Below are 14,945 nucleotides of genomic sequence, written 5' to 3'. Positions count from 1 at the left end.
CCGGCAAATGAAGTCCCTTTTATTCATTGCCGGGATATTCGGCTCTTATTTCGTTAATACTGCATGTTTTTTGTTCAGTGCGGCCAAACACATCATTTCAAACATGATGTTTGCTGCCAATGCAGATGTAATTTCACCATGATCATATGCAGGGAGGACTTCAACCACGTCAAATCCGATAAACGAAAGATCCTTCAATTGCCGCAAGATTTGAAAGGCTTCCCGCGGATAAATACCATTGACTTCAGGTGTTCCTGTCCCTGGTGCAAAGGCAGGATCGATAAAGTCCACATCAAATGAAAGAAATACCCGCTGGCCCTGGACTCTATTTTTTATGGCAGTGATCAGTGAAGGGATCCCCATCTCATATATTTCATCGGAGGTGATCACTTCAAACCCTAATTCTCTTGATTCGTCATATTCATCCAGGCTGTTGACTGGTCCGCGCATACCTACCTGAATGGAACGAGTTGGATCAATCAATCCTTCTTCTACAGCCCGCCTAAATGGAGTGCCGTGCGTATATTTTTGTCCGAAGTAGCTATCCACTGTATCTGTGTGGGCATCAAAATGGAGCAAGGATACAGGGCCATAAGCTTTGGCAGCCGCCCGCAATTCTCCCAGAGTAATGGAGTGATCTCCACCCATGACAATAGGAACAATACCTCTTTGGTACATCGGCGCCAGCACCTCGACCATATTTTCATACGTTTCCTGGATAAATCCGGGAACCACCGGCACATCTCCGTAGTCTATCGCAGATACATAATCAAATATGTTGATACCGTGGAAAGTGGACGAACAGCGGACAAGGGATGAAAAGTTTCGTATCGACTGCGGTCCAAGCCTTGCCCCTGTCCGGAAAGTTTGCCCCGTATCAAACGGTACACCTACCACTGCCACATCAACTTCATCGAGTGTTCTTACATGAGGTAATCTCATAAATGTGCTGATACCGCTAAAACGGGGTTCTCTAAATGTGGGATCTTGTTGATATTTCTTCATTGAATAACTCTCCTTTTCTCCTATTCATTAAAAAGAAACCTTATTCACCATGTTTTCGAAAGCGTTTTCCTTATAGAGGTGATAATTTTTAATAAAGATATCCAGTGCACGTTCCATATACCTTTCCGTTCTGGCAGACGCATGAGGAGTAATGATGACATTTTCCATTGACCAAAAAGGATGACCGGGTTCAAGGGGCTCTTTGTTAAACACATCAAGAGCTGCTCCGCCAATTTTCCCTGTACGTAATCCCTCTTCCAAATCTGCTTCTACTGCCAGGTCTCCCCTTCCAACGTTGATAAAGATGACTCCGTCTTTCATGCTTCGGATCATTTCCTTATCAATTAATCCCCTGGTTTCTTTGGTGGATGGGAGAGCGTTGCATATATAATCGAAGGATGGAATGAATTCGTTTACATGCCGGATTTTATAAGTTTGATCAAAACCATCGGATGCACGTCCGCTTCGATTAAAACCGATGACTTCCATGCCAAGAGCTTTAGCTTTTTTTGCAATCTCAGTACCAATGAAACCCGTTCCCAACACACACAAAGTTTTACCGTAGATTTCCGACATCCCCAATGAATAAGACCAACGCATTTGATCCTGAAGCTTACGAAAATCTCCTATTCTTTTTGCAAAATACAGGATCGCACATATGACATACTCACTCATCGGTATGGAATGAATTCCTTTAGAGGATGTAACACATAGGGCTCTGTCTCGAATCGTGTCCTTTGGCAACTGTTCCGTTCCACTGCTTAATACATGGATCCATCTGAGGTTGGGAAGCCGGTCGATTTCTTGAACTGTTATGGCATCTTCGAAATTGCCGTATGTGATAAGAATTTCTGCCTGGTACCTATCTTTTTCATCCAGTTCTGCAACTTTGTTCTGAACAACCGTTTGTTGTGTCTCTTCCGCAAGTTTTTTCTGCAGATCAATGGAAACATCAGGCGTTGTACAAACGAGCATATAGGCACCCCCCCTATATATTAAAGGTAGCATAAGAAAAACGTCCCGTGAAATTGGCAATCTCTATTGAAACGATAGGTACTTTCAATGCTTCTCCCTTTAAATCCTTTAAACTGTGTTAGAATATACCTAATGATAGATGAAGCAGGAGTGGGTGCATTGGAATTAAGAAATTTAAAAACATTTCAAGTTGTAGCAGAATGCCTGAACTTTACCAAAGCTGCAGAAAAGTTAAATTTCACCCAACCAACAGTAACAGCGCAAATTCAGGCGCTGGAAAATGAGCTGAATCAGCTGTTATTTTTCCGGGCCGGCAAAAAGAATCACTTAACACCTGCAGGCCAGCTTTTAAAAAGATATACGGATGAGCTGTTTCTAATTGTAGATGAAATGGAATCTGCCATGATGGAACTTGGGAAGCCCAGCGGCTATCTTACAGTGGCTGCTCCCGAATATTATTGCACCAATTATTTTCCTTCGATCGTTTCAGAGTTTTTAAGGACATTTCCCGACGTTCATATCCATTTAGTTTCCTGCGGCAGTGATGAAGTGATCAAGGGGATTGAAGCCAACAGTTATGATCTGGGCGTCATTGCCGGTGAAGTATCAAAAAGCAGCATGAATAATATCATTTTGGATGAAGAGGAACTATTGTTGGTCGTTGCCAAAGATATATATGAACAGTATCAGGATGATGTCATATTCAATCAGTACCCTTTTATCAATTTCCGGATTAGTATGAGCTATCAGAGGACCATCGAGCAATTTTTGCAACAAGCCAACCTTAACCCAAGAAAAACCATTCAATTTGGAAGTGAAGAAGCTATCAAGCGCGCCGTTTTAAACGGAACGGGTTACGGATTGCTTTCAGGAAATCTGATCAGCAAAGAAATTGCCAGCGGAGACCTTGTCCCTATTTTAACGGACCAAACGATCGCCTTAAAAACTTCACTTATTTATTTAAAGAAAAAAGAAGAAAAAAACATCCAAAAGTCCTTCAGTGATGTCATTCAATCGTTATGGTCAAAAGCAGATGAACTTTAGGAAGTCCTTGGTGATTCTATCATCCTGGAATTCATCATAAAACAACCGAAAGGAAGTTGCGCAGCTGATCAGAATCAGTTTCGGAAAATAAATTCCCATACATTAACACCTGGACACCTAAGAACTAACCTCATATTTTGATAAACATAAACACCTTCGAACGGGTATGCTGAAACCAACAAGCACAAAGTCGGAGGTGTTTTTGCATGGGGAGAAGAGAGTACCCGGCAGACATTAGATGGGCGTTTATTAATGAAAGGTGACAGGGACACGTACAACAAAGCAGTTCATGAAGAGGTATGGTATTAAAAATAGTTCGCAGGTTAAGACATGGATGTACGGGTATCGCACTAAGAAAATCTATCGATTTGAACAGCCTGTTGGAAAGCAACACACCTATGGACATGGACATGAACAATGGCAGGGAGCGATAGGAAAAACCGACAAAAAGATTACAAGAAAGGTCATCGTAAGGTTAAGGCATTGCTCAAAAAGGAGCATGACGTCTAACCAATACAATACAATTTCATAAAATATATGGAGTACTATAATTTTTGGAAAGAATACAGAAAAATCAGGCTGCCAAAACCCGAAGAGTTCGGAGGTTTAGCAGCCTACATCGTGTTCTATAAGTACCTCATTTAAGTAGCTGTGGAATGGTCCCCTCCAATCATCATCTACAGCTTTCCTGGACAGTTCATACACTGTAGAGTTTTTAGTCACTACTTTCCGAACCATCCTGCCATTCCAGGGTTCATATTGATATTAATTTGTTTAACCTCTTGGAAGTCTTCCAGCCCATAAGTTCCAAGGCTGCGGCCAATACCGCTTTGTTTATAGCCGCCCCACGGGGCTTCAACGAATGTTGGGTGATACGTATTGATCCATGTGATACCTGCACGGAGTTTTTTGATAACACGCAAAGCACGCGCCCCGTCATTTGTAAACACTCCCCCGGCCAAACCGAAATCCACATCGTTTGCCAGTTGAATGGCTTCCTTCTCATCCTTGAACTTTTGGATCGTAACGACAGGTCCGAAAATTTCTTCCTGGACGATCCGCATGTCCTGTTTCACATTCGTAAAAACAGTCGGTTCAATAAAGAAACCTTTCTCCAAGCCCCTGTCCATGATTCGGTTTCCGCCGGCCGCAAGAGTAGCTCCCTCTTCCTGGCCAATCTGAATGTAGTTCAAAATATTGTTCATCTGTTTTTCGCTGACGATGGCGCCCATTTCCACGCCTTCCTCATTTCCAGAGCCGACTTTAATTTTCTTCGTGCGTTCCACAAATCGCTCGACGAATGCGTCATAGATCTCTTCCTGGACAAGGATGCGGCTACCAGCCGAACATACTTGGCCGGCTCCGAAAAAGATTCCAAATAACGCTTGGTCCACCGCAACTTCCAAATCGACATCTTCAAAAATAATATTGGGAGATTTCCCTCCTAATTCGAGGGAAATTCTCTTCAAATTCCCTGTTGCCGCCTGCATAATTCGTCTTCCAGTCTGTGTGCTTCCAGTGAAGGAAATGACATCAACATCATTGCTCTCTGCAATTTCCTGGCCGACAATGCTGCCGTCACCTAAAACCATATTTGCCACACCCGCTGGAATTCCGACTTCTTCCATAATTTCAAACAATTTCACTGCCGTTATAGGAGTGACTTCCGCCGGTTTGAATACGATCGTATTGCCTGCTGCCAATGCGGGGGCAACCTTCCAAACACTCATAAGCATGGGGAAATTCCAGGGAACAACAAGTCCTGCGACACCAACAGGTTCACGAACGACCATGGAGTGCATATCGGGATCTGGAACTTCCAACGTTTCCCCGCCGGAGTTCACGATTAAGCCCGCATAATACCGGAAGCTGGCTACAGCATCCTCCATATCAAACTCGGCCTCTCCTCTTGTCTTTCCATTATCCATGATTTCCAAGTCCACAAGCTCTTCAAAGTTTTCTTCTATTTTACCGGCAATTTTATAAAGGTAATTTGCCCGCTCCGCTGCTGTAAGGTCTGACCAAATTCCGCTCTCAAAAGCATCCCTCGCCGCTTTGATGGCGACTTTTGCATCCTCCAACGTACCTTCGGCAGCTTGAGCAATAACCTCTCCATTAGCAGGATTTATGATCTCACGGACAGCATTATTGGTGGAGTTCTTCCATTCACCATTAATGTACATCTTTAATTTTATCAAGTTGGATAACCTCCTCAATTGTTTGCAGTATGAGGCTTCATCAAATGGAACACCGAGAACGGCAAAACCTATTTGTCAGTGATTCTCACCTGCTTAATCGCAAAATAGTGCCCACAAAAAGCGAAGACATAGATGAACCTTTTGGTTAATATGCCGGCAATTTCATAGACTTCCTTATTTCAATAATAAAAACAAATTATAATTGTAATGCAACTGCCCGTACAGGAGAGCCGTCACCCTTTGTAATATTTAATGGCAGTGCAATAATGAAGGGATGATCAAAATTAATCTGATTGAAATTCGTAAAATTTTCACCGATAATTCCATTCACTACTGTGATTGCTTCATGTGCCGGGAAATCCTCTCCATTTGGCGGATCTATATTTAAAGCATCAATGAAAAAGGTCCGGACACCCAAATTCAGCATTTTCACTACCACTTGAATATCTACGTAAGGGTGATTGAAATAATTATCTTCTCCCAAATATTTCGTCCATCCGGTATGAATTAAGGCCACTTTTCCAGGACCAAGCTTATCGAAATAGGGAGAGGCGTCTTCCAGCGTGATGGCCTCTCCGCCTTTTTTATGTGTAGCAGGGATAATCACGCCTTCACCCATAAAATAATTCAAAGGTAGCTGATCCATCGTCTTTCCTTCTTTTCTAAAATGAAAAGGAGCATCCACATGAGTTCCCGTATGTGAACCTATATCTAAAAATGAAGTATTATACCCATTTTTTTCGATTGTAGTGGCAGGACGGATATTTGGTTCAGGGTCCCCCGGAAAAACCGGAACATCATTTTGCAACGGGAGAGACAAGTCTATCATTCTTTTAATATCCATTGAAATATCCCTTCCATTGAATCTTATACAAATCTGTACGCTCATCTGATCTCATAGAATAAAAATGATCTTTCAAATACCGCCTTTTTGCAAGGTCAATTTCTGCTGTAATGATAGAGTTCCCTCCAGTTGTTTCGCGGCTTATCATGCCGCCATCCGGTCCATACACAGCAGACTTGCCAAAGAACTGTATTTCCTCTTCTCCACCGGAATAATTGCACGTCGCCAAATAAACTGTATTATCCATAGCCCGAGCTGCAGCCATTCGGCTGTATGAATCTTCATGCGGACTTTCCCATGCACTTGGAGCAAGTATGACATCCGTACCTTGCTGTTCAAGCAAACGACCGAGCTCAGGAAAAGCCATATCCCAGCAAATCATCAAGCCTAAAGTCCCCAGCTCCGTTTTTACGGAAACAAGACCATCGCCGGCTGTATACAGATGTTTTTCTAGTGGAGTGAGATGCATTTTCTGATAAGTTGCCAATAGTTCTCCATTTGCACTAATCAAATTCATTGAATTAAATATTTGATCATTCTTTTTTTCAATAAAGCCATACCCTACGTACAATTTAAATTCTCTTGCTAAATTGGACAGGAATTTAAAGGCAGGCCCATCAGCAGGCTCTGCTTTGGCTTTAACGAATTCTTGCGAAAATATATAGCCGGAAGCTGCAGATTCCGGAAACAGAATAAGCCTTGTCTCCGGATGCTTCTGTATGCTGTCCTTCACATGGGATTCCATCAAAAGTAAAGGATTTTTAATATTAAAATCGTCTTGTACGACGGCTATTTCCCATTTCTTCATGCTGTTTTTTCACCTTTTGATTGATTTATTCCACTTGAAGTCATTACTTTTGTCAATCCAATATAAAGAATTCCTGAAACGAAGAACGTCAATACTGTCGATCCGATCGCCAATGGGCTGATATACGTAAAGTAGAGGGCAAAAGCGGCCCCCAATACATAGGCAGCATAGGCAGCAGGGTGGAAACCTTTCGTATAACGGTACAACCCCTTTTGGTCAAGTGCAATATCCTCTGCATCATAACGTCTTTTCTTCACAATATAATAATCTGCCAGCACAATTGCAAAGATAGGGATATACAATGTGGCAATAAAGAGTACGAAATCAAAGAAGTGAGTCATTAATCTTTCTTTCAACAATGCACCCATTATTGTAATGACACCCAGAATGAGGGCATTTTTCCAGAAAGACCCTTTCGGAAATACATTTAAGAGTGACATATTGGCACTATACAGAGCCATTGCATTTGTAGATACAACGGAAAGAAATACAACAATTGCTGCAACAAGACCAAATCCATGCTGTGCAAGGAGTACAACCGGATCATAAGTCTGCTCCATGCCAAGCGCCAGGCTGAAACCGCCTACAGCTGATCCAAGACCAAATGCGACCATCGAAGCAAGCACATAGGCAATATAGGTTGCAACCATTCCACTATTTTCTGACTTTGCACTTCTGTTGTAGTCACTAACTGAAGACATCCAAGAAAAAGCGGTTGCAATAACGATATCAAAAGCAATAATGAAGGTCGTTTCAGGATTTTCAGACAATTTGAGCTGGATTAATGAGTGTACATCATAGGCAGTAAACAACTTATAAAAGACCATAAATGATAAAATCAACATAGCTGTTGAAATATACCGCTGTGCATGATCGATACCGCGGATCCCATAAATGGTAATCAATACAACAACTGCCTGCGTCAGAATCGTAAACAAATTGACATTGCTGTATCCCGTTAAATAGTTGACTGCATAATCAAAGCTCAATCCAGCCATATATGCTTGAATCCAGCTCCATCCGACAAGAATCACTGTGTTTGCTATTGCAGGCAACAAAGATCCTTTTTGGCCAAAAGCTGCACGGGTTATAACCATTGTCGGCAGCCCTGTATTCGTTCCAATCCTCCCCATTAAGGCAATGGGAATCGCTCCTAAAGCTGAACCCAAAAAAATGACCTTTAAGGCATCGATAAAAGATATATCCGGTAAAAACAGCATTCCGGTTAAAATCGTGGTGATAACAAAGTTGGCTGCTACCCAAATTGAAAAAATTCCAAAAAATCCTACAGTGCGCTGTTGCATAGACAACGGACGAATATTATCGTTTCCTAACGTGACTTTTGTGCTAGCCATTTTTAAATTCCCCTTCTTGGTATGATTTTTATTTTTCTTTATTTTCTCTGTCTTGCTAAAATGTATATTGCAAAAATCGTACCAAGTAATCGAGTCTTTTTTCAAAAGCGCTTACACCTTTTTTGATTTACTATTGAATTTTTTACTGAATTTTTGATTCTAATATGAATTATAATTTAATTTTGCATCGATGAATAAGTAAATCGGCCTGCTTCCGCAGACCGATCGTTATTCACTGGATGAAAACATATATTTTTTATAATGATATCGGATTGACATAATGACACCGATCGCCATCATATTGGACAGGAGCGAACTTCCCCCGTAACTGATAAAGGGAAGAGGAATTCCTGTTATGGGCAATAGTCCGATCGTCATGCCGATATTTTGGAATACGTGAAAAGCAATCATCGAAATCACACCGGTACAAATATAGGAATAAAAAGGATTTTTCGTATCGAGCCCAACTCTTGTAATCTGATAAATTAACAGGAAGAACAAACTGATGACAATGCTGCCGCCAATAAATCCAAACTCCTCGCCGAGTGTGCTGAAAATAAAGTCCGAATGACTTTCAGGCATGTACACTTCTCTGTTTCCGAACCCTTTTCCGCCCGTCATTCCGGAGCCGATGGCCAATAACGATTTTACAAGCTGAAATCCCTCATTGGATTGATACGTAAAAGGATCCAGCCAGGAATAAATCCGTTTAAATTGGTATTGTTTAACACCCAGAAACTTTAAATACTCGGGCATCTTTATCGCAATCAATAGAACAGCAGCAGCGATAAATGAAATACCGCCAAATATAGGGACAAGCAGTTTCCATGTAATGCCTGAAACCAATACCATTCCCAGGAATATAGCCAAAAAGACCAATGAAGTTCCTAAATCCGGCTGCATCATAATGAACGCAATAGGAACGGCTGTAACCAGGCCTAGCTTAATTAGCAGCCAAAAGTCCGTCTGTAATGTTTTATGAGTAAACTTCACATGGTGGTCTGTTGTTAATCTTGCCAGCACCAAAATGGTAAAGAGCTTCATAAATTCTGAAGGCTGTACAGCTCCCGCTCCCGGGATGAAAAACCAGCTTTGCGCGCCATTTGTCCGTTTGGTTAAGGGCAGGTCATCCGGTGACAAAAATAAAATACATAGTAAAAGCAATCCTATCCCATATAAGTACCAGGACATCTTCCTTAACTGATCGGAATCAAATTGCATGATCACCCAGGCCGCAATTCCTCCAAGTGTATACCATACGACTTGCTGCAGCACAAAATTTGTTCCGTATTGCCCGGTAGTCTGGGCACTATATATGACAATTAGACTGATGATCATCATCAGCATCAATGTTAAAATAATCCCATAATCTATTTTGGGAATGTTTCTTCTTGGTGAGGCCATTTTGCTATCTCCTCTTTAAAAAATAAAACTGGTAACCATCTTAACATTATACTGAATGACGAATGATTAAAAAAGGAACAAATTATGTCTTTTCCCGAAAGGTATAAGAGGCAGCCGCTGCGGCTGCCCTTTTTCTACTGTACAAATGATGGCTGTTCTGCTTGTTCGCCCCTGACCAAGGAGGCTGCGGAATCATTTGATGCATCGCTGAAACTAATTCGATATCTTCCTTTGGCACAGGAGAAAGCGGATAATACCCACGTTCCGTCATATATTGCCAAACATCACATGAATGCCTGCTGCTGTTTAAAATCGCTTTTTCAAGAAATGTCCTCAGTTCAGGGTGCGGGCACTCCAGAGTGGCTCTTGCAAGTTTTTTGCGGTTGCTTTTTGATTTAATTGATAGGCTAAAGCAATTTCCTGGTCAGAAAGAGTGGTTGCACCCGTCCTTGGTACACAAGCTCTGACCATTTGAACCGGAGGGTGTGTATACTGGTCCAGCTTCGGTCGGGAATCATCCGGCTGAAACTTGGATATATCCGGTATTGCCGCACTTTGGACAAACTCTACTTTCATGTTGTAGTCGCGATATGTTGGAATAATGCCTCTCAAGCATGGACTTTAATTCAGGATCTTCATCAGCCTGATTTGTTAAATGTGCCCGCAGGTACTGTATTATACCAGCCGGCAATCCATTCAGTAAGATCCCGAAATTCATGTGCTGCAAGTTGTATTTTCTCACATCCACCTAATTGTGGGAATTAACCTTAGTTAGTATTCATGAGAGTACAGGAAACAACCTGTTTAAAAAGTAGTAAAGTTAAAAATCTGCTGCACCATGTATATCACTTGCTGGCCAAACGTTAATGGATTCAAAAGTTCTGCACCATCTATTGTATATTGGCCGTCCTTGTTCGACCAAATTCTTTGAAAGTAACTGTCCACATCCCGCGCTGCAGGAGATTCGATCGGAGCTTCAATATAAACGTTTGTTTCCAAATTATAATTATCCAGATTTCTTGAAGTGAAGTTGGTAGAGCCGCCGGTAATCAGTGCTTTGTCTTTAGTCCTAATATAAAGAAGTTTGGTATGGTATTGCTCCTGCCCGGTTTGATACCAGCGAATGTTAATCCGGCCGCCTGTTTTTTCATGAAGTTCGAGTGCAACCGGTTGATTCGGAAGGCCCGTTTTCTTTGAGCCGAAGGCATTCTTGTTCGGATCTAAAATGATGTTCACTTGGACACCACGGCTGGCAGCATTAAGCAAAGCATCGATGACTTCCCTATCCGCAAGATAAAACATAGCCAGCCATATTTCATCCCCCTGCATAGCTGTTTCGATGGAAGAAAGAGTTTTTTCCAGGACTTTTCCTTCTGTTACCAGCTGAACGGAATGGTCCCCTGTTGAAGTTTTTCTTCCTTTATATTCGGACAGTTTTTTGCCTCCTGCAAGGTTCGCTGCTGCCTGTTCCGACTCCAGTAAGTCTTGAACAATGGGACCGTCAATTTGAAATCCAATATTGGAATGGTACGCGCTGGCATCATGTGGATTACCGGATAAAACAAGTATTGTGTGGTCTGTGGCAACCGCTTCCGATGGTTAGCTTTAATATTTAGCATCTTTAAATAAGACCTGGCGGTCATCTTCGGTGCTCCATCAGCCATGGCATTCGGAAAGATGCCGGTTCCCTTTTGTCCAAGCCATTGAAAAAACATTCTCCAAATAGCGGAATACAACGGGTTTGAATCTCTGAGAGGATCAACATTGGTCAAAAGCACATCAATGCCGTGTTCTTTTAACTCTTCAAATTGCCAGTTTTTGTGAGAATTGTAGGAAGTGTTGATTTCATCAGTAATGAGTGTTATGTCAATGGACGGATTCTTTTTCTTCTTGTCAATTAATTTTTTGGTTAAATTGGAGCTAAGCTGCGGATACTGCTGATCTGCATCGTAATAATCGTTGTATAAAAAAAAGTCCAGGACAATGAACTCCTCCGCTTCATCAATGGCCTCAAACACGGCTTTAAACATATGTTGTTCATACTGCGTTTCCCCGTGAGCCTGATAGGTCAGGTCATATAGAAAAGAAATCGATTCTGCCGGAAGCTGGTGAGTCTCCCCTTCATATGGTATCCCCTCTGGAAGGGCTTTGGTGGACTGGACATATACCACGCCAAGAAACACACATAGCAACAGCGCCAATAAGCCCATCAGCCAATATCTTTTATTTTTCACTCTCACGCGCCTTCACCTCCAATTACAGCCGGATACCCATTGAATTCCCGCTTGGACTGTTTCAAAACTAGGCAAATCTTGTTTTAATGCAGCTCCAATCTGGTTTTTTATTTATCCCATCGGGTAAATATAAGACACTGATCTTCAGGGGAGGGATGTTAAAAATATGCTTTGGACAATCATTGGAATATTCATCGTGTTATGGATACTTGGCCTTGTTGCCAAGATCGGCGGTGCCTTGATTCATCTTTTGCTTGTTGCAGCAGTGATCCTTTTTTTGATTCGTTTGATAACAGGCAGAAAAAAATCAGAATAGGAGAGTGGCTGCTGCATTGAAAAAATGAAAAATGGAAATCCTGCAGCAGCCTGAATAATTTTTCACATCACGTAGTCATGAGATGATCAGCCCAATCGTTCTTTGTGATCCGAGATAAGGAACCTCCTGTCTGTTGCAGAAGACCTTTATGTTGTTTACATGCATTTGTAACTTTTCTCAAGAGTAATGATCAATATTGTAAAATCTTTTCAACAGAAGGTTTCCCCCCTAAAGAGAAAGGGTAATCTAAGAAAAAAAGGGGGTATGTTTATATGGTATGGATGATTATTGGCGTATTGCTGGTACTTTGGCTCATTGGGGTTATCACTCAAATGGCAGGAGCTGTCATACATATTCTATTGTTATCTGCAGGCATTTTACTTTTGGTTCAATCCATTTGGAACAGAAATAGCGTCTAAGATGGCCTCTCATTGATAAAGAGGCCTTTTTTCTGTTCATAAATATTAAATGTCAAACAGATAGAGCAGGAGTTTTTCAAGGTTAGACATAATTTTATTACAAAAGCATATGGATTTTTTAAAGACAAACTATTTTACATGCACATATATCCTTCTATAGACCCAGGAATAGATCGTTAGGCTCATGTGGACACAAAAAAATATTGATATAGTAATTTTTAGTAGAATCATCTAAACTACAATTAACTGAATCTCATATGTGCGAACTTTTAAAAAGGGACGGTGATGCTTTTTGACAGCCTTACTGGAAGTACAGAATTTAAAAACTCACTTCATTTCGAACCAAAAGATGATTCCGGCTGTAGATGGAGTCGATCTTCATATTCAAAAAGGAGAAACCGTTGCACTGGTAGGAGAATCGGGTTCGGGTAAGAGTATTACCTCCCTTTCCATTATGAGGCTGGTCCCTAGTCCGCCCGGCAAAATTGTCGATGGTCATATATACTTTAATGGTATAGACTTGGCAAGGATCCCGGAGGAAGAAATGTACCCCATTCGGGGAAATGAAATATCAATGATTTTCCAAGAGCCGATGACTTCACTGAATCCTGTATTGACCATCGGTGAGCAAATAACAGAAGTGTTAATGTACCATAAAAAAATATCTAAAAAGGAAGCTCTGAGGAAAGCCGCTGAACTTCTAGAAATGGTCGGATTTTCACGCGGCAAAGAGTTGCTGAAGGAGTATCCCCACCGACTGTCCGGCGGAATGAGACAGCGGGTGATGATTGCCATTGCCATGAGCTGCAATCCCAAACTGTTAATTGCGGATGAACCGACCACCGCATTGGATGTAACCATCCAAGCACAAATTTTAGACTTGATGAAAGATGTAAGCAAACAATTTCAGACCTCTATCCTTCTGATCACCCATGACCTTGGAGTTATATCAGAAATTGCTGATAGAGTTTTTGTCATGTATTGTGGACAGGTTGTTGAAGAAGCATCTGTAGAGGCCCTTTTTAATGAACCGTATCATCCTTATACGGCGGGGCTGATTAACTCGATCCCCTCCATTGATAAGGATACTGACCGGCTGATCCCCATCCAGGGAAATGTACCGTCTCCGGAGAATTATCCAATAGGATGCCGCTTTGCTTCCCGGTGCCCCCATGCTTTTGACCGCTGCCTTCGAGAAGTTCCACGTTTAAAACCAAAGGGGGACTCGCGGGCTGTCCGCTGTTTTCTATTTGAGCAGAAGGAGGATAACACATGACCACAGCCCCGGAACAGCAACAGCATACGAAACAAAGCGGTACCAACTACTTGCTCGAGGCTGTCAATGTAGCCAAGTATTTCCCTGTCAAGTCAGGGATTTTTCAAAGAACGTCCGGACAGATCAAGGCAGTTGACGGCATCTCTCTCTTTGTCAAAAAAGGAGAGACATTGGGAATCGTAGGTGAATCAGGATGCGGCAAATCAACAGCCGGACGAACTTTTATCCGGCTGTATGAACCGACTGGCGGAAAAGTCCTATTTAAAGGCAAGGATATTTCCCATGTTCCGGAAAGGATCCTTGCCCGTACAGTAAGAAAAAATATCCAAATGATTTTCCAGGATCCGTACGCTTCCCTGAATCCCCGAAAAACAGTGAAATCGATTATCAATGAACCCCTCGAGACTCATCAATTGTATAATCGAAGGGGCCGTATAGAGAAAATATCGGAACTTTTGGATCGAGTTGGCTTGAATCCCTCTTTGATGAACCGTTATCCGCATGAATTTTCAGGCGGGCAGCGGCAGCGGATTGGCATTGCCCGAGCTCTTGCATCACATCCGGATTTGATCATTGCGGACGAAGCCGTATCTGCACTGGATGTTTCCATTCAAGCACAAATTATTAATTTAATGGAGGAATTACAGAAGGAATTTGGCCTTACGTATATTTTTATTTCCCATGATTTAAGTGTGGTTCGCCATATCAGTGATCGGGTCGCTGTGATGTATCTTGGAAAGATGATGGAGTTTGCTAAAAAGAAAGATGTGTACGAAGAACCTCTTCATCCATATACCCGTGCCCTGCTTTCCGCAGTTCCTGTTCCTGGAAAGGACGGAATGCAGCAGCGTGAAAGAATTATTTTGAAAGGAGAACTTCCGAGCCCTTCCAATCCGCCTGCCGGATGCGTATTCCATACCCGCTGTCCGGCGGCAATGGAACTATGCCGGAAAGTGTCTCCCGACTGTCAAGAGATGAAAGAGGAACATTTTGTCGCCTGTCATTTATATCCGTAATCGGCATACCTTGAAAGGGGTGATGTATGGACAGATAAAAGATCCGTTCAT

16 protein-coding genes and 1 pseudogene are annotated in these 14,945 nt (G+C 42.0%); 6 read left to right on the top strand and 11 right to left on the bottom strand.

The features are described from left to right. Window positions 1-45 precede the first annotated feature (45 nt). On the bottom strand, window positions 46-1,005 hold the full coding sequence (speB, locus tag ACFSCZ_RS18235) for an agmatinase (RefSeq protein ID WP_380776085.1): 960 nt from the start codon (window positions 1,003-1,005) through the stop codon (window positions 46-48). A gap of 27 nt (window positions 1,006-1,032) precedes the next feature. Beyond that, window positions 1,033-1,980: a D-2-hydroxyacid dehydrogenase gene (locus ACFSCZ_RS18230; RefSeq protein ID WP_380776082.1), complete on the bottom strand. Its 948-nt coding sequence runs from the start codon at window positions 1,978-1,980 to the stop codon at window positions 1,033-1,035. A gap of 159 nt (window positions 1,981-2,139) precedes the next feature. Between ACFSCZ_RS18230 and ACFSCZ_RS18225 the strand changes: the two genes are divergently transcribed. Both ACFSCZ_RS18225 and ACFSCZ_RS18220 read left to right on the top strand, forming a co-directional pair. Continuing rightward, window positions 2,140-3,024, top strand: a complete 885-nt coding sequence (locus tag ACFSCZ_RS18225; RefSeq protein WP_380776079.1) for a LysR family transcriptional regulator — start codon at window positions 2,140-2,142, stop codon at window positions 3,022-3,024. A 301-nt stretch (window positions 3,025-3,325) separates the two neighbouring features. Then, window positions 3,326-3,439: pseudogene (locus tag ACFSCZ_RS18220) on the top strand (IS3 family transposase); the annotation flags it as partial. A 307-nt stretch (window positions 3,440-3,746) separates the two neighbouring features. Here the strand turns inward: ACFSCZ_RS18220 and ACFSCZ_RS18215 are convergent. The 9 genes from ACFSCZ_RS18215 to ACFSCZ_RS18175 form a co-directional block, all read right to left on the bottom strand. Further along, window positions 3,747-5,222: an aldehyde dehydrogenase family protein gene (locus ACFSCZ_RS18215; RefSeq protein ID WP_380776076.1), complete on the bottom strand. Its 1,476-nt coding sequence runs from the start codon at window positions 5,220-5,222 to the stop codon at window positions 3,747-3,749. 196 nt (window positions 5,223-5,418) lie between these two features. Continuing rightward, a complete protein-coding gene (locus ACFSCZ_RS18210) occupies window positions 5,419-6,066 on the bottom strand; it encodes a cyclase family protein (protein WP_380776073.1) in 648 nt (215 codons plus the stop codon). Continuing rightward, entirely contained in the window at window positions 6,056-6,874 is an 819-nt protein-coding gene (locus tag ACFSCZ_RS18205) for a carbon-nitrogen hydrolase family protein (protein WP_380776070.1), read from the bottom strand. The genes ACFSCZ_RS18210 and ACFSCZ_RS18205 overlap by 11 nt, the downstream gene beginning before the upstream one ends. Further along, window positions 6,871-8,229 (bottom strand): purine-cytosine permease family protein, encoded by a 1,359-nt coding sequence (locus tag ACFSCZ_RS18200; RefSeq protein WP_380776067.1) that lies wholly within the window; start codon window positions 8,227-8,229, stop codon window positions 6,871-6,873. The genes ACFSCZ_RS18205 and ACFSCZ_RS18200 overlap by 4 nt, the downstream gene beginning before the upstream one ends. Window positions 8,230-8,457: 228 nt before the next feature. Next, complete coding sequence (locus tag ACFSCZ_RS18195) at window positions 8,458-9,633, bottom strand: FtsW/RodA/SpoVE family cell cycle protein (protein WP_380776064.1); 1,176 nt, start codon at window positions 9,631-9,633, stop codon at window positions 8,458-8,460. A gap of 82 nt (window positions 9,634-9,715) precedes the next feature. Further along, window positions 9,716-9,970, bottom strand: a complete 255-nt coding sequence (locus tag ACFSCZ_RS18190) for a hypothetical protein (RefSeq protein WP_380776263.1) — start codon at window positions 9,968-9,970, stop codon at window positions 9,716-9,718. Continuing rightward, on the bottom strand, window positions 9,967-10,209 hold the full coding sequence (locus ACFSCZ_RS18185; protein WP_380776061.1) for a hypothetical protein: 243 nt from the start codon (window positions 10,207-10,209) through the stop codon (window positions 9,967-9,969). Before ACFSCZ_RS18185 ends, ACFSCZ_RS18190 begins: the two co-directional genes overlap by 4 nt. 228 nt (window positions 10,210-10,437) lie before the next feature. Further along, window positions 10,438-10,935: a phospholipase D-like domain-containing protein gene (locus tag ACFSCZ_RS18180; protein WP_380776059.1), complete on the bottom strand. Its 498-nt coding sequence runs from the start codon at window positions 10,933-10,935 to the stop codon at window positions 10,438-10,440. Window positions 10,936-11,009: 74 nt separating this feature from the next. Then, the gene (locus tag ACFSCZ_RS18175) at window positions 11,010-11,873 is read right to left on the bottom strand and encodes a phospholipase D-like domain-containing protein (protein ID WP_380776056.1); all 864 of its coding nucleotides are present in this window, start codon (window positions 11,871-11,873) and stop codon (window positions 11,010-11,012) included. 160 nt (window positions 11,874-12,033) lie between these two features. Here ACFSCZ_RS18175 and ACFSCZ_RS18170 point away from each other — a divergent pair, with 160 nt between their 5' ends. From ACFSCZ_RS18170 to ACFSCZ_RS18155, 4 genes are all read left to right on the top strand, one after another. Next, window positions 12,034-12,183 (top strand): lmo0937 family membrane protein, encoded by a 150-nt coding sequence (locus ACFSCZ_RS18170; protein WP_380776053.1) that lies wholly within the window; start codon window positions 12,034-12,036, stop codon window positions 12,181-12,183. Window positions 12,184-12,455: 272 nt separating this feature from the next. Further along, window positions 12,456-12,602, top strand: a complete 147-nt coding sequence (locus ACFSCZ_RS18165; RefSeq protein WP_380776050.1) for a lmo0937 family membrane protein — start codon at window positions 12,456-12,458, stop codon at window positions 12,600-12,602. A 292-nt stretch (window positions 12,603-12,894) separates the two neighbouring features. Further along, window positions 12,895-13,878, top strand: a complete 984-nt coding sequence (locus ACFSCZ_RS18160; protein ID WP_380776047.1) for an ABC transporter ATP-binding protein — start codon at window positions 12,895-12,897, stop codon at window positions 13,876-13,878. After that, window positions 13,875-14,894 (top strand): ABC transporter ATP-binding protein, encoded by a 1,020-nt coding sequence (locus ACFSCZ_RS18155; RefSeq protein WP_380776044.1) that lies wholly within the window; start codon window positions 13,875-13,877, stop codon window positions 14,892-14,894. Before ACFSCZ_RS18160 ends, ACFSCZ_RS18155 begins: the two co-directional genes overlap by 4 nt. The last annotated feature ends 51 nt before the right edge of the window (window positions 14,895-14,945 follow it).

Source organism: Siminovitchia sediminis, from assembly GCF_042680885.1.
In the GTDB taxonomy this organism is placed as follows: Bacteria; Bacillota; Bacilli; order Bacillales; family Bacillaceae_C; genus Siminovitchia; species Siminovitchia sediminis.
Note: the sequence above shows the minus strand (reverse complement) of the source record. Positions and strands in the feature narration are given on the sequence as shown.

Coding starts and splice junctions, on each gene's coding strand:
- ACFSCZ_RS18170 (WP_380776053.1), top strand. CDS start 12,034: ATGCTTTGGACAATCATTGGAATATTCATCGTGTTATGGATACTTGGC.
- ACFSCZ_RS18195 (WP_380776064.1), bottom strand. CDS start 9,633: ATGGCCTCACCAAGAAGAAACATTCCCAAAATAGATTATGGGATTATT.
- ACFSCZ_RS18200 (WP_380776067.1), bottom strand. CDS start 8,229: ATGGCTAGCACAAAAGTCACGTTAGGAAACGATAATATTCGTCCGTTG.
- speB (WP_380776085.1), bottom strand. CDS start 1,005: ATGAAGAAATATCAACAAGATCCCACATTTAGAGAACCCCGTTTTAGC.
- ACFSCZ_RS18185 (WP_380776061.1), bottom strand. CDS start 10,209: ATGAAAGTAGAGTTTGTCCAAAGTGCGGCAATACCGGATATATCCAAG.
- ACFSCZ_RS18165 (WP_380776050.1), top strand. CDS start 12,456: ATGGTATGGATGATTATTGGCGTATTGCTGGTACTTTGGCTCATTGGG.
- ACFSCZ_RS18210 (WP_380776073.1), bottom strand. CDS start 6,066: ATGGATATTAAAAGAATGATAGACTTGTCTCTCCCGTTGCAAAATGAT.
- ACFSCZ_RS18155 (WP_380776044.1), top strand. CDS start 13,875: ATGACCACAGCCCCGGAACAGCAACAGCATACGAAACAAAGCGGTACC.
- ACFSCZ_RS18205 (WP_380776070.1), bottom strand. CDS start 6,874: ATGAAGAAATGGGAAATAGCCGTCGTACAAGACGATTTTAATATTAAA.
- ACFSCZ_RS18180 (WP_380776059.1), bottom strand. CDS start 10,935: ATGTTTTATCTTGCGGATAGGGAAGTCATCGATGCTTTGCTTAATGCT.
- ACFSCZ_RS18230 (WP_380776082.1), bottom strand. CDS start 1,980: ATGCTCGTTTGTACAACGCCTGATGTTTCCATTGATCTGCAGAAAAAA.